The sequence below is a fragment of the Streptomyces sp. NPDC093085 genome, from assembly GCF_040683935.1.
Taxonomy (GTDB): Bacteria; Actinomycetota; Actinomycetes; order Streptomycetales; family Streptomycetaceae; genus Streptomyces.
On record NZ_JBFBFB010000001.1, the window covers coordinates 1,484,726 to 1,504,007 of the forward strand.

Below are 19,282 nucleotides of genomic sequence, written 5' to 3' on the forward strand. Positions count from 1 at the left end.
TCAGAGACACCGGAAGTGCCCTGTGCCGTCAACGGACGCGTGCCCTGCGGACTATATAACTCGCCCCCTGGCTCACCGGTTTCTGCGGCGCAGGTCCATGAGGCACGCCGCGGCTGGTTGGACGCGTCCTTGGCGAGACCGCGCAGGTGCTTCAGGCCGGAAGTCGTGCCGATGAGCAGTTCCATCCAGTTGCGGGCCATTTGCTGGGGTGAGGAGTATTCGCGCGCCAGGTGGACGCTGGATCTTGATGACCACGGGCCGGCCGCCGGTCAGCGTCGCGCGGTGGGCCTGGGCGATGGAGGCGGATCCCAGGGGCTTCGCGGTGTCGATGTCCTGGAAGCGGCGCCGCCAGCCGGGGCCCAGATCCTGTTCGAGGACCGTCTCCAGCCGGGTGAACGGCAGGACCTCCACCTGGTCGTGGAGGTTCTCCAGTTCGGCGATCATCGCCGGTGGCACCATGTCCGGACGGGCGGACAGGAGTTGTCCGAGCTTGACGTAGAAGGGGCCGAGCCGTTCCAGCGCCTGGCGGACCGCCCGGGCGCGGCGCCGCTCGTCCGCGGGGTCGTCGGCGGGGGTCGCGCGCCGCTGGCGGCGTCGCACGGACACGGCGAGTTCCTCGACGCGGGCTGAGCGGCTTTCTTGCCCGCCAGCGCGGCGGCCGGCAGTTTCAGGCCCTCCAGCAGGGTCATCAGCTTGGTGACCGCCTCGGTGAGCTGGCCCAGTTGCCGCGGCAGCCCGCCAGCCCCGTCATCAGCGCGGCCGCGTCCTGCGGGGCGCCGGCCGCGCGCCGAGCGGGGACGCGCCGTGGCCGCCGATGGCGCCGAGCGGGGACCCTCCGGAGAGCAGCGCCGCAGGATTGACGCCCGCCGCCAGGACGAGCGGATTGGCCCCCGCGAGAGCATCCAGCCCGGGGAGAGCGGCCACGGGGGTCGCGGCCGGTTCACGCTGGGAGGCGAAGGGACCGTGCGGGCGGTCTCCCCGGCGCTCGTGAGAGGAGAGGCCATGCGGCACACACCGTGTGTGGTGGGCGATGTCATGACGAACCCGGTGGTCGCCGTCGGGCCACGGGCGGGGTTCAAGGAGATCGTGGAGACCCTGAAGCGGTGGAAGGTCAGTGCCGTGCCGGTCCTCGAAGGCGACGGCAGGGTGGTCGGGGTGGTCTCGGAGGCCGATCTGCTGGCCAAGGAGGCGGAGCGCGCGGGTCCCGACCGTACGGAGCGGACGCGGCACCCCGGAGAGTCGCGCAAGGCGGGCGCGGTGACCGCCGAGGAGTTGATGACCGTCCCCGCCGTCACGGTACGGGAGGACGCCACCCTCGCACAGGCCGCCCGGACGATGGCGCGGGGCGCGCTGAAGCGGCTGCCCGTCGTCGACGGGGAGGGAATGCTCCGGGGAATCGTGAGCCGTTCGGATCTCCTCAAGGTGTTTCTCCGGCCGGACGCGGAGCTGGCGGAAGAGGTACGGCGGGACGTGGTCGAGCGGCTCTTCCGGGTCTCCCGGGAGAGCGTGGACGTGTCCGTCACCGACGGCGTGGTCACCCTGAGCGGTCAGGTCGGTGACACGGCGCTCGTCCCGGTCGCCGCGCGGCTGGCGCGGGCGGTCGAGGGCGTCGTGGAGGTCCGCTGCGACCTGGTCCGGCGGCCCGCCGACACGTTGGAGACGCCCCGCCCGGAGCCTCGGTTCTGAGCCGTGGCCGGTGGCACCCCGGCACCCCCGGCGCTCCCCGCGCCAGCGCCCCGCGTCAGTGCCCCGGGACACCGCCCCGGGACACCACCCGTCACCCGCCGGGCAGGGCGAGCCAGCGGGCGGTGCCCGGGGCGACGGCGTGCGCACGGCCCGCGAGGACGACCCGGACCGGGGCCTGGGCCGAGGCGGGGACGGCGATCCGGACCCGCTGGGCGCGGAAGCGGAGGTCGATGTCCCCGTGGTCGCGGTAGCGGACCGCGATCCGGAACTTCGACAACTGGGGCAGCGGCGCCGGATCGAGCCACAGCGCGTCGTCGCGGGTCTCCAGACCGGTCAGACCGCGCTGGACGAAGTCGAGGGTCCCGGCCATCGCGCCGAGGTGCACGCCCTCTCCCGTGGTGCCCCCCTGGACATCGGCCACATCGCCGGTCAGCGCCTCCTCGGCGTATGTCCAGGCCGCGTCCCGGTCGACCCGGGCCAGCACCCACGCGTGGACCAGGGCGCTGAGGGTCGAGCCGTGGCTGGTGCGGCGCAGGTAATGGTCGACGGTGGCCCGCCAGGTGTCGTCGTCGAGCCGGTGGCCGAGCTGCCGGAAGAGGGCGGCGAGCTCCGCCGGGGAGAAGAGACAGCCGAGCATCAGCACATCCGCCTGCTTGGACGCCTGGTAGCGGTTGACGGTGTCGCCCTCGGCCTCCAGCAGCCGGTCGAGCCGGCGGATGTCCCCGTACCGCGCGCGGTACCCGTCCCAGTCGAGTTCGGCCAGCTCCCCGTACCCGGCGAACTGACTGATCACCCCGTCGTGGTAGGGCACATGGAGCCGGTGGGCGGTCTCCTCCCAGAGCTCCGGTTCGGACGGGTCGATCCGCAGGCGCTCGAAGAGCCGCCGCCGCCGGGGGCCGGGCAGTGCCCGGCTGATGTCGAGGGCGCGGGCGAGCACCCAGGCGGCGGTGACGTTCGTGTACGCGTTGTCGTCGACGCCGGGTGCCGCCGCCCCCGGATAGGCGTCGTGGTACTCGTCGGGGCCCATGACCCCGGGGATGTGGTACGCGCCGAGGACGGGGTCCCAGGTCGCCGCGCTCGCCCAGAAGCGGGCGATCTGGAGCACCATCTCGGCGCCCCGGGTGTACAGGAACGTGGTGTCACCGCTGGCCTGGCAGTACTGCCACACGTTGTACGCCACGGCGGAGCCGACATGGTGCTGCAACCGTGAGTGGTCCGGCAGCCACCGTCCCGAGCGCGGGTTGAGATGGAGAGCGGGGGTCTCCTCCCGGCCGTCACTGCCGCTCTGCCACGGGTACATGGCGCCGTCGCGGCCCGTCGCGCCCGCCGCCCGGCACGCCGCGCCGAGCCGGTGGTACCGGTAGCCGAGCAGCCCCCGGGAGACCTCGGGGAAATGCAGGTTCAGGTAGGGCAGGACGAACAGCTCGTCCCAGAACACATGCCCCCGGTACGCCTCGCCGTGCAGCCCCCGGGCCGGCACACCGGCATCCAGTTCGGCGGTGTGCGGGGAGAGCGTCTGGAGGAGGTGGAAGAGGTGCAGCCGCAGAATCCGCCCCGCCTCGCCGGGGGCCTCCAGGACGGCCTGCCGCCAGGCGGACTCCCAGGCGCGGTGGTGGGAGGCGAGCAGTTCCGGGAAGTCCGGCGCGTTCCGTACGGCGGCGAGGGCGGCCCGCCGGGGGCCGCCGACCGTCCGGTCGCGGGAGGTGTACAGCGCGACGGTCTTGTCGACGGCCACGCTCCGGCCGTTCGTGACGGGGAGCAGCAGGGTCTGGACGGTCTGCCGCTCCGCCGGCCGGGTGCGGATCCCGAGGCCGGGGTGGTCCGGGGCCCGGGTGCGCGCGGCGAGCGCGATCCGGATGCCGGAGTCGCCGGTACGGCAGCTCAGCCACACCGTGTCGCCGCCCGTGCCTGCCCCGTCACCGGCCCCGCCCGCCCGGTCACCGGCCCCGCCCGCCCGGCCGCCGTGATCACCGCTGCCGCCGCTGTCGTCGCGGCCCGTGCGCCAGTCGGTCAGATGCCGCTGCGCGAGGGCCTCGTACCGCTCCACCCCCGCGTTGCGCACATCGCCGTCCAGCCGTGATTCCACCTCCACCGCGCCCGACCACCCGTCGGCGGTGAACGAGGTGCGGTGCGCGGCCAGATGGGGATCTCCCCGGTGGACCAGGCGGTGCTGTTCCACGGTCAGCCGGTGCCCCGCCGGACCGGAGTAGCGCGAGCGGAGGGTGAGGGTGCCGTGGCGCAGGTCGAGCGTCCGGCGGTGGGCGGCCAGGTGGGGGCTGTCGGGGGAGAGCCAGCGGCCCGGCGGCCCGCCCTCCGGGCGCACCCGGTAGCGCAGGGGCAGCCAGTCCGGCAGGTTGACCAGGTCCTCGTTCTCGACCCGGCGTCCGGCGACGGTGGAGACCAGCCGGTCGTAGCAGCCGGCCGCGTACGTCCCCGGGTAGTGCACCGGCCCCGCCGGGCACTCGGACACCGCGCCCCGGGTGGCGAGGTAGCCGTTGCCCAGGGTGCAGAGCGCCTCGCGCACCCGCTCGGTCCCCGGGTCGTACCCCTCGTACGTCCACTCCCAGGCCCGTACGGTCATCCCTCCCCACCGCCCGGCGGGAGCGGTTCGCGGAACGCCGCGGCCCCGTCCCGGCGGGACCTGCCGTCCACAGAGCGGCGGTACTCGTCCACCGGGTCGAAGGGGGACAGGCCGGCCGGTACCGGGCAGGCGTCGAACGCGCCCTTCCACGCCGCCGCGTGCGCTCCGGCGGAGTCGGTGACGACCCCGTCGGTGTCGAAGCCGACGGCGCGCACGGAGCGCGGAGCCGGCACAGCGCCCGGGTGACGGTCCATCACAGCGCCCCGGCGGACGGCCCTCCGGACCCGGACCCGGACCCGGACCCGGACCCGGACCCGGACCCGGCCCCGTTCACGGGCACCGGCCGCCACCTCCACTCGGCCACCTCGGGGAGGTCGGTGCCGTGTTCGCGGATCCAGGCGTGGTGGCGCAGACGGGCGTCCTCCATGGCCTGCCGGGTCCGAGTGGCCCGTACCGCGAGGCCGGGGACACGGTCGACGACGTCCATGACCAGCCGGTAGCGGTCCAGGTCGTTGCGGACCACCATGTCGAAGGGGGTCGTGGTGGTGCCGGACTCCTTGTATCCCCGTACGTGCAGGTTCGGATGGCCGGGGTGGCGGTAGGCGAGCCGGTGGATCAGCCACGGATAGCCGTGATACGCGAAGATCACCGGCTTGTCGCGGGTGAACAGCGCCTCGTACTGGCGGTCGGAGAGCCCGTGCGGATGATCCGACGCGGGCAGCAGCCGGGCCAGGTCGACCACGTTGACGACGCGGACCGCCAGCCGGGGCAGATGGCGGCGGAGCAGCAGCGCGGCGGCGAGTACCTCCTGGGTGGGCACGTCCCCCGCGCAGGCGAGCACCACATCGGGCTCCTCGCCCTCCCGCTCCGTCCCGGCCCACGGCCAGACCCCGGCTCCCCGCGCGCAGTGCGAGCGCGCCTCGTCGAGGGTGAGCCAGTCGAAGCAGGGCTGCTTCCCGGCGACCACGACATTGACGTAGTCGCGGCTGCGCAGGACGTGCTCGGCCACGCAGAGCAGGGTGTTGGTGTCCGGCGGCAGATAGACCCGGACGACCTCCGGAGCCTTGTTGAGCACGTGATCGACGAAGCCCGGGTCCTGGTGGGAGAAGCCGTTGTGGTCCTGGCGCCAGACATGCGAGGTGAGCAGGTAGTTGAGCGAGGCGACCGGGCGGCGCCAGGGCAGGTTCCGGCAGACCTTCAGCCACTTGATGTGCTGGTTGACCATCGAGTCGACGATATGGACGAAGGCCTCGTAGCAGGAGAAGAGCCCGTGCCTGCCGGTGAGCAGGTACCCCTCCAGCCACCCCTGGCAGGTGTGTTCGGAGAGGAACTCCATCACCCGGCCGTGCGGGTCCAGGTCCTCGTCGGTGGGGAGCGTCTCCGCCTGCCACGCCTTTCCCGTCGCCCCGTACAGCGCCTGGAGCCGGTTGGAGGCCGTCTCGTCGGGGCCCACGACCCGGAAGTCCCGGCGCTCGCGCGTCGCCGCCATGACCGCCTCCAGCATCTCGCCCAGGACCCTGGTCGGCTCGTGCGCCGTGGCCCCCGGCCGCGCCACCGGCACGGCGTACGGCTCCAGGGCCGGTACGGGGAGCTCCCGCAGCAGCACCCCGCCGTTGGCGTGCGGGGTGGCGCCCAGCCGCAGCGCCCCGCCGGGTACGCAGGCGAGGACCCGGGGGAGCGGGTGCCCGTCGTGGTCGAAGAGTTCCTCAGGACGGTAGGAGCGCAGCCAGGCCTCCAACTGCCGCAGGTGGACGGGGTTCTCGCGGACCTCGGCCAGGGGCACCTGATGGGCGCGCCAGCTCCCCTCGACCGGCAGCCCGTCCACCGTGACAGGTCCGGTCCAGCCCTTGGGCGTACGCAGGACGATCATGGGCCAGCGGGGGCGTACGGTGACGCCTTCCTCGCGGGCGGCGCGCTGGATTCCGGCGATCAGGTCCAGCGCGGTGTCCATGGCGCCGGCCAGGGCGCGGTGGACGGTCTCCGGGTCGTCACCGGTGACGTACAGGGGCTCGTGGCCGTAGCCGCGCAGCAGCGCGTCGAGCTCCGCCTCCGGTACGCGGGCGAGCACGGCCGGGTTGGCGATCTTGTAGCCGTTGAGGTGCAGGATCGGCAGCACCGCGCCGTCGCGCACCGGGTCGAGGAACTTGTCGGAGTGCCAGGACGCCGCCAGCGGTCCCGTCTCCGCCTCCCCGTCCCCGATCACGCACGCGACCAGCAGCTCCGGGTTGTCGAACGCGGCACCGTAGGCGTGCGCGAGCGCGTACCCCAGCTCGCCGCCCTCGTGGATCGAGCCGGGCGTCTCCGGCGCGACATGGCTGGGCACCCCGCCCGGGAAGGAGAACTGCCGGAAGAGCCGGGCCATGCCCTCCGTGTCCCGGCCGACGTCCGGGTAGACCTCGGTGTAACTCCCCTCCAGCCAGGAGTTCGCCAGCACCGCGGGGCCGCCGTGGCCGGGGCCCCAGACACAGAGCGTGTCCTGCCCGCGCGCCCTGATGACCCGGTTGAGGTGGGTGTACACCAGGTTCAGCCCCGGGGAGGTGCCCCAGTGGCCGAGCAGCCGGGGTTTGATGTGCTCGGGGCGGAGCGCTTCGGTGAGCAGCGGATTGGCCAGCAGATAGATCTGCCCGGCCGCGAGATAGTTGGCGGCCCGCCAGTGGGCGACCAGCGCCGCCAGCTCCTCGTCACCGACAGGCGTGGGTACGGGCGTGGATACGGGCGGGATGTGCGAGGCGGATGCGGCTGGTGTGGTCGCGTGCATGCGTGCCTCCACGGGGGTGGACGTACCACGGGGTGGACGTACCTCCAGCGTCGCACCGGGCACACAGGGGCGCATCGGGCATATGGGGATGCGTCGGGTGTGCGGGGTGGGATGGGGCGGGGCGGTCCCGCGATCCACCCCGGTCGGCCCATGCGGTGCCCGCCGCCCGCGCCGGACCCTGGAGGCGACGCCCGGTCCATGGGGCGGTCCGCAGAGGGCGAGGTGCAGGCCATGACCACAACGCGGTACGTCTTCGACCAGTTGCCGGCCGAGGGGCGCGAGCGGCTGCGGCGACTTGCCGTGCGGGTGTCCTTCCCGGACGGCGCGCGCATCTTCGAGGAGGGCAGATGGGCCGACCGGTTCTGGATCATCATCCAGGGCCAGGTAGCGCTCGACCTGCACGTTCCCGGCCGGCACGCGGCCGTGGTCGGCACCCTGGGCGCCGGCGATCTGCTCGGCTGGTCCTGGCTCCTGCCCCCGTACACCTGGCACCTCGGCGCCGAGGCGGTCCGCCGGGTCGAGGCCGAGCAGTTCGACGCCACGGTGGTACGGGCGCTCTGCGAGGCGGACCCGGTCTTCGGGCGCGCCGTCTACCAGGGCGTCGCCGAGGTGGTGGCCCAGCGGCTGCGGGCGAGCCGGCACCGGCTGCTGGATCTCTACGGGCCGCAGGGCAGCGGTCCGGACCGGTGACAGGGCCGTCCGGGGGCCGGGGCGGGACCGGTCGGCCCTGGCGGACCCCCGGGGCGCGGGTCACGATGGGGGAGAGGAGTCCGGGCACCGGGGCAGGCACCGGGGCACACGGGGAGCTACGGCGGCATACCCGGAGAGCGCGGAGGCAGGCCATGGACGAGGCACACGCCAGGGACATGGACGAGGCACACGCCAGGCAGGAGACACCGGGCGGGAGGCCGCGCGGGACGCCGGACCGGGTACCGGCGGGCTCACCGGGGCGGCCGGTCCGGGTCTTCCTCGTCGACGACCACGAGGTGGTCAGGCGCGGCGTACGGGACCTGCTCGACGCCGAAGAGGACATCGAGGTGGTGGGCGAGGCCGCGTCGGCCGGGCGCGCGCTGGCCCGGGGGCCGGCGCTCCGGCCGGACGTCGCCGTGCTGGACGTACGGCTGCCGGACGGCGACGGCATCACCGTCTGCCGGGAGCTGCGCTCGCGTCTGCCGGGGCTCGCCTGTCTCGTCCTCACCTCGTTCGACGACGACGAGGCGCTGCTCGACGCGATCATGGCGGGCGCGGCCGGATACGTACTGAAGGAGATCAAGGGAACGGACCTGGTGGCGGCGGTACGCGTGGTGGCCGCCGGCCGGTCCATGCTGGACCCGGCGACGACGGCGCGGCTGATGAGCAGCCTGCGCGGCGAGGAGGCCGACGAGCCGCGAGAGCCCGACGCGCTGAGCGGGCTGTCCCCCCGGGAGGCCGAGATACTCGGGCTGATCGGGGAGGGGCTGACCAACCGCCAGATCGGCCGCCGTCTCTATCTGTCGGAGAAGACGGTCAAGAACCACATCTCCCGGCTCCTCGCCAAGCTCGGTGTGGAACGGCGTATCCAGGCCGCCGTCCTCGCCACCCAGGCCGGACAGCACTCCCCGGAGCACGGGCCCGTCCCCCACTGAGCACCGGCCCACTGAGCACCGGGACACTGAGCACCGGGACACTGAGCACCGGACCCCACCGTACGACCACGGCCGGCCCGACCTGTGCCGCCCTGACCACCACCCGCCCTGACCACCACCCGCCCTGACCGCGCCTTGTACGGACCGCTGCCGTACGGCCCGCTACGGTACGGAGCCGGTTCGGTGGGGGCCGATCGGAACGCTCCACACCAGCCGCGCGCCGCCGCCGTCCTCCCGCGTGCCGACCGTCATCTCCCCGCCCAGGCTCCGCGCCCGGCCCGCGAGGTTCTCCAGGCCGCCCCGGTGGCCCCCGGGCGCGAGCCCCGTGCCGTTGTCCGCGACGCTCAGGGTGAGCCGGCCGTCCCGTACGACCACGGCCACCTCCGCACGCGTGGCGTGTGCGTGCCGGGCGACATTGCTCAGCGCCTCGTTGACCACGGCGACGGCGTGGTCGGCGACCTCGCGCGGCACATCCGTGTCGACGAGCCCCTCCATCCGCAGCGAGGGGGTGAAGCCGAGGGCGCGTACGGCCTGCTCCACCAGGAGGGTGATACGGAGCCGCAGCCCCTGCCGCGTGGCGCCGGTGGAGCGGGAGCGCAGACCGAAGATGGTGGACCGGATGATCTTGATGGTCTCGTCCAGGTCGTCCACCGCGCGCAGCAGCCGCTCCCGCGCCGCCGGATGGTCCACGAACCGTACGGCGCTCTGGAGCGTCATCCCGGTGGCGAACAGCCGCTGGATGGCGAGGTCGTGCAGGTCACGGGCGATCCGGTCATGGTCTTCCAGCAGGGTGAGCTGCTCGGCGGAGCGCCGCGCGCGGGCGAGTTCCATCGCCAGCGCGGCCTGCCCGGCGAAGGAGCGCAGCGGCGCCGTCCCCGCCTCGGTGAACGGGGGCCCGCCGCGCACCCGGGCCAGCAGCAGGACCCCCCGTACCCCGTCGCCCGCCGCCATGGGCACCGCGACCGCGGGCCCCAGCCCGGCCCAGCGCGGAGGCCCGGCGGTGACCCTGGGGTCGTGCTCGATGTCGGGGCTGATCAGCGGGTGCCCCGCGGTGAGGGCGGCCCCGGCGAAGGAGCCCTCGCGCGGCAGCACCAGACCGTCGTGGGCCTCGGCGTCGACCCCGGCGGCCCGCGCCACCCGCAGCGCGTCACCGGCCGGTTCCGGCAGCGCCAGCACCCCCAGGTCGGCGGCGACGATACGGCGGGCGCGATCCACGATCACCGGCACCACCTGCGTCTCGTCCGCCCCGGAGAGCAGGCTCGCCACGATCTCGGCGTTCGCCTCCAGCCAGCGCTGCCGCTCGCGGGAGCGCTCGTACAGCCGGGCGTTGCCGATGGCCACCCCGGCCGCCTCGGCCAGCGTGGACAGCACCGCCTCGTCCGCGCTGTCGAACTCCGCGCCCCCGCGTTTCTCGGTGAGGTAGAGGTTGCCGAAGACCTCGTCCCGTACCCGGACCGGTACGCCGAGGAAGGAGTGCATGGGGGGGATGGTGCGGGGGGAATCCGCGCGCCGACGGGTGGTCGGCGAGTTCCCCGAGCCGCAGCGGCTCCGGGTGCCGGATCACTTCGCCCAGGATCCCGTGGCCCTCGGGGAAGTGACCGATGGCCCGGATCCGCTCCTCGGCGAGTCCGACCGGCACGAACCGGGAGAGCCCGTTCCCTTCCTCCCCGACGACGCCCAGCGCGCCGTACTCGGCGTCCACCAGGACCACGGCCGCCCGGACGATATGCCGCAGGACCTGCGTCAGATCGAGTTCGCGCCCGATCGAGAGAACGGCCTCCAGCAGACCCCGCGCCGACTCGGGCGCCTCCCGCCGTACGGTGTCCAGACGGGCCCGCAGCTCGGGCGGGAGCGCGGCCGTCCCCTGCGGCGTGCTCGCGGCACGGTCGGGGCGCGCGCCGCCGGCCGTGCTGTCGGCCACGTCGTCGGCCACGGTTCCTCCGCCAGGAGCCCCCCGGACGTGATCCCCGGCCCTGCGACGTGGTCCCGGCCCTGCTGAGGGGCCGCCCCGTCACCGGGGCCCCCTCTTCACGGTAGCGACCACCGGTCTCCGCGCATCCCGAGCCGGGCGCCCGGAGCCGGTACCGGTCCGGTCGGCCCTACCGCCGCCGCGCCCGGAGGCGAAGACTGGCCGGGTAGGGAACGAAGCCGGGGGAGAGCCCGAAGGAGGCGATGACGGTGCAGACCAAGCGGTGGAGCGTACAGATCTACCTGACGGAAGACGACGACAACACCCGGGCCCGGGCGGTACTGACGACGCGGGACACCTCGCACATCACGGGACACGGGTCCGCCAGACGCAATCCGGTCGACCGCTCCGTCCCGGAGATCGGTGACGAACTCGCGGCCAGCCGCGCCCTGGAGGACCTCGCCATCCGCATGCACGATGTCGCCTCCGACGACATCGTCCAACTGGCGGGTCCGGCCCGTCCGGTCTGAATCCCGCCCGGTCTGAATCCCGCCCGGCTCGGACCACGGTGCCCTGACCACGGCGCGTGCCCTGACCACGGCGTGTGCCCTGACGACGCCGACCCGGCACCACGCGCCGGCCCGGACCGCCCGGCCGGACCAGGCCGGCCCGGAACGCCCGGCCGGGCGTGACCGCACCGGGGGCGGTGCGGTCATGCGGTCAGGGGGCGCGGCCGGTGCGGCCGTCACCGGCGTGGCCGTCACCGGTGCGGTCACGCCCGGCGTGGCCGCCGGGGACCAGGATGCGCCGGCCGGTGATCCGGTGCGGGGTGATGACGATCCAGAGGTTACGGTCGCCGCCCGCCCACGGCGTGGTGTGCGCCGCCCGCTCCAGCCGCTCCACCTGGTCCCCGGCGGTGACCGCACGGGCCTCGCCGGTGATCAGGACGCTCCATCCCTCGCTGAACGCGCAGTCGATGTGGTCCACCTCGAAGGCGGCCGTCCGGCCCGCCACCGTCGCGGTGACCGACCCCGGCGCCGTACGGAACGCCACCAGGTCGCCGTCGACCATGTAGTTGACCGGAAAGACGGCGGGCTCCCCTTCGAGGGTCGCCGCGACCCTGCCCACCCCGTGGGTCGACAGGAACGCACGGCACTCCGCCTCGCTCAGTGCGGTGAACGCCGGGCAGCGGGCGGCCTCACCGACGCCCGGGGGAAGATCGGCGGTGCCGCCGATCAGCTCCGCGACCGTGGTCTCCAGCGCGTCCGCGAGGCGCAGCAGGAAGCCGATGCCGGGGGCCGCCGACCGTTCCTCCAGATACTGGAGGTACCCCGGGGCGGAACCCGCCCTGGCCGCCACGTCCTCCCGGGTGAGTCCCAGCTCCTCGCGCCGGGCCGCGACCCGGCGGCCCAGGTCGGAGCGGTGGCGCACGGCCCCCGGAGAGCCCCGGCCCGGGGATGCTCCTGGCTGTTCGGGCATGGTGTCCGCCTCTTCTCGGTTCTTTCCGGTTCTTTTTCCTTCTCGGGTCTCTCTGTCCGTCTTTCCGTCTGTCTGCCTTTCCCGGGGTTTCCCGGTCCTCCAGGGTTCCGGCCTCTCGGGCGCCGGGCCCGCCTCCGTCACGCGGCGGCGGGCTCCAGGACGACCTTCAGGGCGCCGCTGCCGGCCGGGTCCGCGAAGACCCCGTACGCCTCCTCCATCCGGTCCAGGGCGAAACGGTGCGTGACCAGTTCGGAGAGGGGGAGCCGGCCGGCCTGCGCCAGGGGCAGCAGCGTCGGGGTGGAGAAGGTGTCCACCAGCCCGGTGGTCAGCGTGAGGTCCTTGATCCAGAGGTCTTCGAGATGGAGCATCGCCGGCCGGCCGTGGACCCCGATATTGGCGACATGGCCGCCGGGGCGCACCATGCGTGTGCACATCTCGAAGCTCTCCGGGACCCCCACCGCCTCGATGGTCACATCGGCCCCCGTGCCCCCGGTCAACTCACCGACCAGGCCCTCGGGGTCCTCGGCGGTGTTCGCCACGGCGTCGGCGCCGAGCCGGCGCGCGTCCTCCAGCCGGGAGGGCGCCAGGTCGACGGCGACGACCCGGCCCGCGCTGAAGAGCCCGGCCGCCGCGACCGAGGCGAGACCGATGGGGCCGGCGCCGACCACCACGACGGTGTCGCCCGGCCGTACCCGGCCGTTCAACACCCCGACCTCGTAAGCGGTGGGGAAGATGTCGGCGAGGAGGACGGCGTCCTCGCTCGCCAGGGCGCCGGGCAGCGGGTGGACGCTGAGATCGGCGAAGGGCAGCCGTACGTACTCGGCCTGCGTCCCGTCGATCAGATGGCCCAGCACCCAGCCCCCGCCGCCGAGGCACTGCCCGTAACGGCTCTCACGGCAGTACCGGCAGCGCCCGCACGCCGAGATGCAGGAGGCCAGCACCCGGTCTCCGGGACGTACGGTGTGCACGTCACGCCCGGCCTCGACGACCTCGCCGACGGCCTCGTGCCCGAGCACGGTGCCGGGGGCGACCTCGGGCACGTCCCCCTTGAGGATGTGCAGGTCGGTGCCGCAGATGGTGACGGCGTCGACCCGGATGATCACGTCCGCCGGGTCCTTGATCGCGGGGTCCGGGACCTCGTCCCACGAGGAGTGTCCGGGACCGTGGAAGACCAGCGCCTTCATGACGCGCCTCCTGACGTGTCCGGGGAGGCGGCTTCCGGGGCTTCCGGGGCCGTGGCCGCCGTGCCCGGCGCTCCGTCCGGCGCGTCGGCCGACGGGCCCGGGCCGGTGCGCGCGGTACCGTGCGCCATCCCGTGCGCCATGCCGTGCGCCATCTCGCGCGCCGCCTCCGGTGCGACCTCGTACGTCACCTCGTGGGAGACCGACACGACGCCGTCCACGCCGGCGCAGAGCCGTACCAGCACCGGGATCAGCCGTTTCTCCGCCACCCGGCCGCGGAGCATGACCTGGCCCTCCTTGACGTCCACGGCGACGGCTCCGGGCGCCAGCCCCAGCGTCCGCCGCAGGACATCCTGCGAGATCTCCTCCTGGATGGCCCGGTCCTGCCGGAGGAAGACCCGGAGCAGATCGCTGCGGCTGACGATGCCGAGCAGCCGGTCCGCCTCGTCCACGACGGGCAGCCGTTTGACGTTCTGCACCGCCATGAGACGGGCGGCCTCCACCACGGTCCACTCGGGGCGCGCGCAGATCACCGGAGCGGACATGATCTCCCCGGCGGTACGCCCCTCGGCCCTGGCCCGCTCCCACGCCTCACGAGGGGGCAGCGGCGTCAGACCCGCCGGGTCGGGCCGGCCGGCGGCCTTGCGCAGCAGGTCGGCCTCGGAGACGAGCCCGGCGGGCCGGCCGGACTCGTCGAGGACCGGTACGGCGCTCACACCGTGGTCCGCCAGTGTTCGGGCGATCTCCTTGAACGGTGTACCGAGTCGTACGCACACGACATCGTGGGTCATGAGTTCACCGATTCTCCGGTGTTCCATGTCCCCTCACTCCCTTTCCTGCCATGGACTCCGGCTCGCCACGGAACCCGGCCCTGCCGCGGACCGCGTGTGCCATGGCCACCTCTCCAGGATCCGCGCGACCGAGGGCGCGCGGCATGAGCCACCCGGCCCCCACCCGGGCCGGTAGGTCTCCGGACGGGGACCCACCGGCCCTGTCGGCGCCCCGCCCCCGCCGTCACGCTGGGAGACGGACCGGAAAGGCGGCGGACCGGGAAAGCGGACGCGGACCGAGAAAGCGGACGGGAAAGGCGGCGGGAACGATGGCACATCCCGTGGTGGTGGGGGTGGACGGATCGGACGGCAGCCTGTGGGCGGTCGACTGGGCGGCGGCCGAGGCGGACCGGAGCGGCCTGCCGCTGCGGCTGATCCACGCGTCGCTCTGGGAGCGGTACGAGGGGATCCTCCCCCGGTCCACCACGGACCGCCCGTCCGAGCAGATCTACGCCGAGAACCTCGTCGGCTCCGCCGAGCAGCGGGTCCATGTGCTCGCCCCGGACGTACGGGTCTCCACCGACGTACAGCCGGAGGACCCCGTGGCGGCGCTGGTCGCGGCGGGCCGGGGGGCGGCCCTGCTGGTGGTGGGGCCACGGGGGCGCGGCACGGTCACGGGCATGCTGCTCGGTTCGGTGGGCCTGGCCGTCGCGGCCAGAGCCGCCTGCCCGGTCGTGGTGGCCCGTGGCGCGGAGCCCAGCCGGCGGGGCGAGTACGGGCGGGTGGTCCTGGGCGTCGGGGAGTCCACCGGGTCCACCGCCGCCGCCCACTTCGCCTTCCGCGCGGCGCGCGCCCGGGGGTGCGAACTCCTCGCCGTACGCGCCTGGCGGAGCCCGGCGCGCGAGAACATGCCGTACCCCCAGCCGGGCGGCGAGGCGGAGGCGGCCTGCCGCCGGCGGGCGGAGGAGTGCCTGGACCGGGTGGTGGACGTCGTCGTGGCCACGTACCCGGAGGTCCGCCTGGAGCGGAAGACCGTACACGGAACGACCCACCAGACGCTGCTGGAGGAGACGGCCGAAGCCGATCTGCTGGTGGTCGGTGCCAAGCGCCGGCACGGAGCCGTCGGCATGCAACTCGGCCGCGTCAACCACGCGATGCTCCACCACGCGCCGTGCCCGGTCGCCGTCGTCCCGGCGGGGAGCGTCACGGAGGAGAGCCTTCCGGACGCGGGCACGCCGACGCGCTGACGGCACGCGGAAAGTCGAGTCCTCAGCAACGCGGTCGAGGCCCCCGGCCGCGCCGGGGCCCGCGCCAGGTCAGCCGCCCGGCCTCGGCGCCGGGCCTCAGCGGGGAACCACCGCCACCGGGCAGTGGGCGTGTTGCAGCAGAGCGTGCGCGACCCGCCCCAGCGGGGAGCCGATCGTATGGGCGGGCCTGCGGGCGCCCACCACCAGGAGGTCCGCCCGCCGGGACGCCTCGGCCAACTGTCCGGCGACGGAGACGGCCCGTACGGTCTCCTCGCTGATCGCCAGCTCTGGGTACTCCGCCCGGATCGGAGTCACCGTGCCGGTGGTCGCGTCGGCCTCCGCCCGCGCCAGCTCGCTCACATCGTCGACCATGGTCACCATGGAGCCCACGTTCTCCAGGAACCTCCACACACTCATCACCCAGAGCGAAGCGCCCCGCGCCAGGGCGGTCCGGGCCGCGAACCGCAGGGTGTCCCGGTCGCCGTCGTCCCGTACCGCCACCAGGACGACCTGCGTCGGGGCCGACGCCCCGTCCCGTACGACCACGACGGGCCCGTGCGCGCGGGCGGCGACACGGAGCCCCACCGACCCCACGAGCAGCGCGGCGAAACCGCCGAGACCCCGGGAGCCGACCACGATCGTGCCGCCGCCGGCCGCCGCTTCCAGCAGGCTCTCGGCCGGCTCGGCCCGGCTCAGCACCGTCGAGACGGTCACCCGCGGATGCGTCCGTGCCACCAGCCCCGCCGCGTCGTCGAGCATGCTCCTCGCCGTGCCGAGGATCCGCTGTTCGGGGTCGTGGACCAGGTAGGCGGCCTGCTCGATGCCGATCGCGTGGACGATGGTCAGCGGTTCGCCGCGCGCCGCCCGCCGGCCGCCCACTCCACCCCCTTCGTCGCCTCCTCGGAACCGTCGGTACCGACGACGACCGGACCGAGCCTGGACGCTCCCTGTGCGACGCTGCCCATGACATTGCCTCCTGACGACGGCTGACGACGACCGACGACGGCCACCGGGGTGTGGGGCCCGTCCTCCCCACCCTGACGCGGCGGGGACCCTCCGGGCAGGGCCACCGGGGCCGATCGGGGGACCGAAGGGCCCACCCGGCCCACCCCGGTCGCGGGCGGGCCCTTCGGTCCCCGGGGTCAGCAGTGCGCGAGCACGGCCACGGGCGCCGCCACATGGTGCAGCGCGGCGTGGGCGACATGGCCGACATGGGGCCCGTACGGAGCGGTACGGATCCGGCGGCCGACGACGACGAGGGAAGCGTCACGGGCGGCGGTGACGAGCACCCGTGCCGCGCTGCCGCAGCGGCTCGCCTCGACCGCCTCGACCTGGGGGAACTTCTGCCGCCAGGGGCGCACCGTCTCGCTCAGGGCCGCCGCCCGCTCCCGCGCGAGGGCGGAGGATTCCGCGTCGCCGTAGAAGCTCCGGACGGCGAGGGGCGGCGCGGGCCAGGCGTGGACGACGCGCAGCGGCGCGCCGCGCCGCGCGGCGGCGTCGAAGGCGAACTCCAGAACCGCCTCGCCCGCGTCCCCGCCCCCGGACCCGCCCCCACCGTCCGCGCCGCCCCCGGTGTCCAGACCGACGACGACGGGCCGGAAGGGGGCCGCCGTCGACGGGATGCCCACCGGGTCCATCCGGTGTTCGTCGACGGCCTCTTCCCCGGCCCGCACCAGCACCACGGGGCGGGTGGTGCGGGCGACGACGGAGAGACTGACCGAGCCCGTGAAGAACCCGTGCGCCCCGCCGAACCCGCGCGAGCCCAGCACCAGCAGCTCCGCGTCGTCCGCGGCCTCCGCCAGCACCCGGGCGGGGTCGCCGCGGCCCCGTTCGGTGGAGATCTCGATACCGGGGTGGCGCAGGCGCAGCCCCTCCACGGTCTCGAACGGCACCCACTCGGCCCACTTCTGGACGGTCTCGGCGCCCAGCAGCGGTGCCTGCCCCAACAACAGGGCGGAGGACTCGAAGACGTAGAGAACCCTGAGCGGCAGACCGCGCAGCCGCGCCTCCCGGGCCGCCCATTCGGCGGCGGCCCGGCTTTCGGGCGAGCCGTCGAGACCTACGGTGATGGTACGGGTCATGGCCGCCACCTCCCGGAACGAGGAATCCGCCTACCAGCCTGAGGGGCCGGTGCCTTCGGGGGCAGGGGCCACAGGTCCCCCGGCGGGGCCGACCGGCCCCCGGACGCGGTCCGGAACCGGCGCGGTCCGGCACCGGGCGGTCGCGGGAAGCGGTCGCGGGAAGCGGAACGCGAGGGACGGCGCGCATGGCGGAGGGCACGGGCGGGCGGGGCCCTGGGCGGCGGTCCCCGCACGCCGGCCACGGCGCCCCGTACGGCCGCGCGTGGCGACGGCTCCGGCTCCGGCACCCGCCCGGGATCCGGCACCGGATCCGGCACCGGCTCGCCGCTGACCTCCCGGCCGGTCTGGCGGTCGCCGCCTATCTCGTGCCCCAGGTCATGGCGTACGCGGTGGTCGCCGGGGTCCCGCCTGTCGCCGGGTTGTGGGCGGTCCTGCCCGCGCTCGGCCTGTACGCGCTGATCGGCACCGCCCGCCTGCTGTCGGTCGGCCCCGAGTCCACCACCGCGCTGATGACCGCCACGGTGGTGGGCCCCCTGGCCGCCGGGGAGCCGGGCCGCTACGCCCCGCTGGCGGCGGCTCTCGCGATTGCGGTCGGGCTGCTCTGCCTGGCCGCGCGGGCGGTGCGGCTCGGCTTCCTCGCGGACCTGCTCTCCCGCCCGGTGCTGATCGGCTACCTCGCCGGAGTCGCCCTGATCATGGTGGCCGACCAGTTGACCCGGCTGACCGGAGTCCCGGTCGAAGGGACGGCCTTCTTCCCGCAGTCGGCCTCCTTCGTCACCGGGCTCTCCCACCTCCACACGGCGACCGTGCTCCTGTCCGCTGCCGCCCTCGCCTTCCTCCTCGCGGTCGCCCGCCTCCGGCCCGCCCTCCCGGGGCCGCTGCTCGCCGTGGCGCTGGCGACGGCCGCCGTGGCCGTCCTCGGCCTCGACACCCGGTACGGCGTCGCGGTGATCGGCGCGGTGCCGACCGGCCTTCCGGAGCTCGCGCTCCCCGCCCTCGGGGAGCTGCCGCACCTGGCGCTGCCCGCCCTCGGGGTGCTGGTGGTGGCGTACACGGACATGATCCTGACCGGCCGGGCGTTCGCCCGCGACGACCCCCCGGAGGCCCGGACGCCCGACCCCGACCGGGAGTTCCTGGCCCTGGGCGCGGTCAACCTGGGCGCCGGCCTGCTGCACGGCTTCCCGGTCAGCAGCAGCGCCAGCCGCACCGCGCTCGCGGTCTCGGCGGGCGCCCGCACCCAGCTCTACTCGCTGGTCGCGGGGGCGGTCGTACTCGCCGTCCTGCTCTTCCTCGGACCGCTGCTGACCCGTACCCCGGCCGCCGTGCTCGGCGCGCTCGTGGTCTATGCCGCGCTGCGCCTGATCGACCTCGCGGGGTTCCGGCGACTCGCCGCCTTCCGCCGCCGCGAAGTGCTCCTCGCCCTCGGCTGTCTGGCGGGGGTGCTCGCCCTGGGCATCCTGTACGGGGTCCTGGTGGCCGTGGGCCTCTCGGTCGCCGAGCTGCTCACCCGGGTGGCCCGCCCGCACGACGCGGTCGAGGGCCTGGTGCCCGGCGTGGCGGGCATGCACGACGTGGACGACTACCCGAAGGCGCGGACCGTCCCCGGGCTGCTCGTCTACCGCTACGACTCACCGCTGTTCTTCGCCAACGCGGAGGACTTCCACCGCCGGGCCCTGGCCGCCGTCGCGGCGCAGAGCGAGCCGGTGCGCTGGTTCGTGCTCAACACGGAGGCCAATGTGGAGGTCGACATCACGGCGCTCGACGCCGTGGAGAACCTGCGCCGCCGGATGACGGAGCGCGGCGTCGTCTTCGCCCTCGCCCGGGTCAAACAGGACCTGCTGGACGACCTCACGGCGTACGGCCTCGCCGATTCCGTCGGCGCCGAGCACATCTTCCCCACCCTGCCGACGGCGGTCGCGGCCTACCGGGCATGGTGCCGCGACACCGACGCGGCCGGGTGAGCGG

The 19,282-nt window shown here is 74.5% G+C and carries 14 protein-coding genes and 4 pseudogenes; 6 read left to right on the top strand and 12 right to left on the bottom strand.

All coding sequences use genetic code 11. The features are described from left to right. Positions 1 to 219: 219 nt before the first annotated feature. A pseudogene (locus AB0O07_RS06170) lies at positions 220 to 606 on the bottom strand (AarF/UbiB family protein); the annotation flags it as partial. Between the two features lie 144 nt (positions 607 to 750). Continuing rightward, a complete protein-coding gene (locus AB0O07_RS06175) occupies positions 751 to 924 on the bottom strand; it encodes a hypothetical protein (RefSeq protein WP_365627532.1) in 174 nt (57 codons plus the stop codon). A gap of 78 nt (positions 925 to 1,002) precedes the next feature. On the opposite strand from AB0O07_RS06175, the gene AB0O07_RS06180 reads away from it, so the two are divergent. Continuing rightward, entirely contained in the window at positions 1,003 to 1,686 is a 684-nt protein-coding gene (locus AB0O07_RS06180) for a CBS domain-containing protein (RefSeq protein WP_365627535.1), read from the top strand. A 91-nt stretch (positions 1,687 to 1,777) separates the two neighbouring features. On the opposite strand, the gene AB0O07_RS06185 is transcribed toward AB0O07_RS06180, so the two are convergent. The 3 genes and pseudogenes from AB0O07_RS06185 to AB0O07_RS06195 form a co-directional block, all read right to left on the bottom strand. Continuing rightward, positions 1,778 to 4,267: a glycosyl hydrolase family 65 protein gene (locus AB0O07_RS06185; protein WP_365627538.1), complete on the bottom strand. Its 2,490-nt coding sequence runs from the start codon at positions 4,265 to 4,267 to the stop codon at positions 1,778 to 1,780. Positions 4,268 to 4,299: 32 nt separating this feature from the next. Continuing rightward, positions 4,300 to 4,521: pseudogene (locus AB0O07_RS06190) on the bottom strand (hydrolase); the annotation flags it as partial. Further along, on the bottom strand, positions 4,521 to 7,025 hold the full coding sequence (locus AB0O07_RS06195; RefSeq protein ID WP_365627540.1) for a phosphoketolase family protein: 2,505 nt from the start codon (positions 7,023 to 7,025) through the stop codon (positions 4,521 to 4,523). The gene AB0O07_RS06195 and the pseudogene AB0O07_RS06190, both read right to left, overlap by 1 nt. Before the next feature lie 231 nt (positions 7,026 to 7,256). Here AB0O07_RS06195 and AB0O07_RS06200 point away from each other — a divergent pair, with 231 nt between their 5' ends. Beyond that, a complete protein-coding gene (locus tag AB0O07_RS06200) occupies positions 7,257 to 7,715 on the top strand; it encodes a cyclic nucleotide-binding domain-containing protein (protein WP_365627543.1) in 459 nt (152 codons plus the stop codon). Positions 7,716 to 7,867: 152 nt separating this feature from the next. Then, the gene (locus tag AB0O07_RS06205) at positions 7,868 to 8,650 is read left to right on the top strand and encodes a response regulator transcription factor (protein ID WP_365627546.1); all 783 of its coding nucleotides are present in this window, start codon (positions 7,868 to 7,870) and stop codon (positions 8,648 to 8,650) included. Between the two features lie 162 nt (positions 8,651 to 8,812). On the opposite strand, the pseudogene AB0O07_RS06210 reads toward AB0O07_RS06205, so the two are convergent. Beyond that, positions 8,813 to 10,490, bottom strand: a pseudogene (locus AB0O07_RS06210) (GAF domain-containing protein). Between the two features lie 332 nt (positions 10,491 to 10,822). Here AB0O07_RS06210 and AB0O07_RS06215 point away from each other — a divergent pair. Further along, complete coding sequence (locus AB0O07_RS06215) at positions 10,823 to 11,089, top strand: DUF1876 domain-containing protein (protein WP_365627549.1); 267 nt, start codon at positions 10,823 to 10,825, stop codon at positions 11,087 to 11,089. 190 nt (positions 11,090 to 11,279) lie between these two features. Here AB0O07_RS06215 and AB0O07_RS06220 read toward each other — a convergent pair whose 3' ends face one another. The 3 genes and pseudogenes from AB0O07_RS06220 to AB0O07_RS06230 all read right to left on the bottom strand — a co-directional run. After that, positions 11,280 to 12,038, bottom strand: coding sequence for a pyridoxamine 5'-phosphate oxidase family protein (locus tag AB0O07_RS06220; RefSeq protein WP_365627552.1), 759 nt, complete (start codon positions 12,036 to 12,038; stop codon positions 11,280 to 11,282). 137 nt (positions 12,039 to 12,175) lie between these two features. Next, a complete protein-coding gene (locus AB0O07_RS06225) occupies positions 12,176 to 13,222 on the bottom strand; it encodes an alcohol dehydrogenase catalytic domain-containing protein (protein ID WP_365627555.1) in 1,047 nt (348 codons plus the stop codon). 179 nt (positions 13,223 to 13,401) lie between these two features. After that, positions 13,402 to 14,037: pseudogene (locus AB0O07_RS06230) on the bottom strand (CBS domain-containing protein); the annotation flags it as partial. A 281-nt stretch (positions 14,038 to 14,318) separates the two neighbouring features. Here AB0O07_RS06230 and AB0O07_RS06235 point away from each other — a divergent pair. Next, complete coding sequence (locus AB0O07_RS06235) at positions 14,319 to 15,236, top strand: universal stress protein (RefSeq protein ID WP_365627558.1); 918 nt, start codon at positions 14,319 to 14,321, stop codon at positions 15,234 to 15,236. Between the two features lie 96 nt (positions 15,237 to 15,332). Here the strand turns inward: AB0O07_RS06235 and AB0O07_RS06240 are convergent, their stop codons facing one another. The 3 genes from AB0O07_RS06240 to AB0O07_RS06250 form a co-directional block, all read right to left on the bottom strand. Then, entirely contained in the window at positions 15,333 to 16,115 is a 783-nt protein-coding gene (locus AB0O07_RS06240; RefSeq protein ID WP_365627561.1) for a universal stress protein, read from the bottom strand. Continuing rightward, entirely contained in the window at positions 16,079 to 16,201 is a 123-nt protein-coding gene (locus AB0O07_RS06245; RefSeq protein ID WP_365627564.1) for a hypothetical protein, read from the bottom strand. Before AB0O07_RS06245 ends, AB0O07_RS06240 begins: the two co-directional genes overlap by 37 nt. 177 nt (positions 16,202 to 16,378) lie before the next feature. Continuing rightward, a complete protein-coding gene (locus AB0O07_RS06250) occupies positions 16,379 to 17,317 on the bottom strand; it encodes a universal stress protein (RefSeq protein ID WP_365627567.1) in 939 nt (312 codons plus the stop codon). Between the two features lie 185 nt (positions 17,318 to 17,502). On the opposite strand from AB0O07_RS06250, the gene AB0O07_RS06255 reads away from it, so the two are divergent. Beyond that, complete coding sequence (locus tag AB0O07_RS06255; RefSeq protein WP_365627570.1) at positions 17,503 to 19,278, top strand: SulP family inorganic anion transporter; 1,776 nt, start codon at positions 17,503 to 17,505, stop codon at positions 19,276 to 19,278. Positions 19,279 to 19,282: the final 4 nt, after the last annotated feature.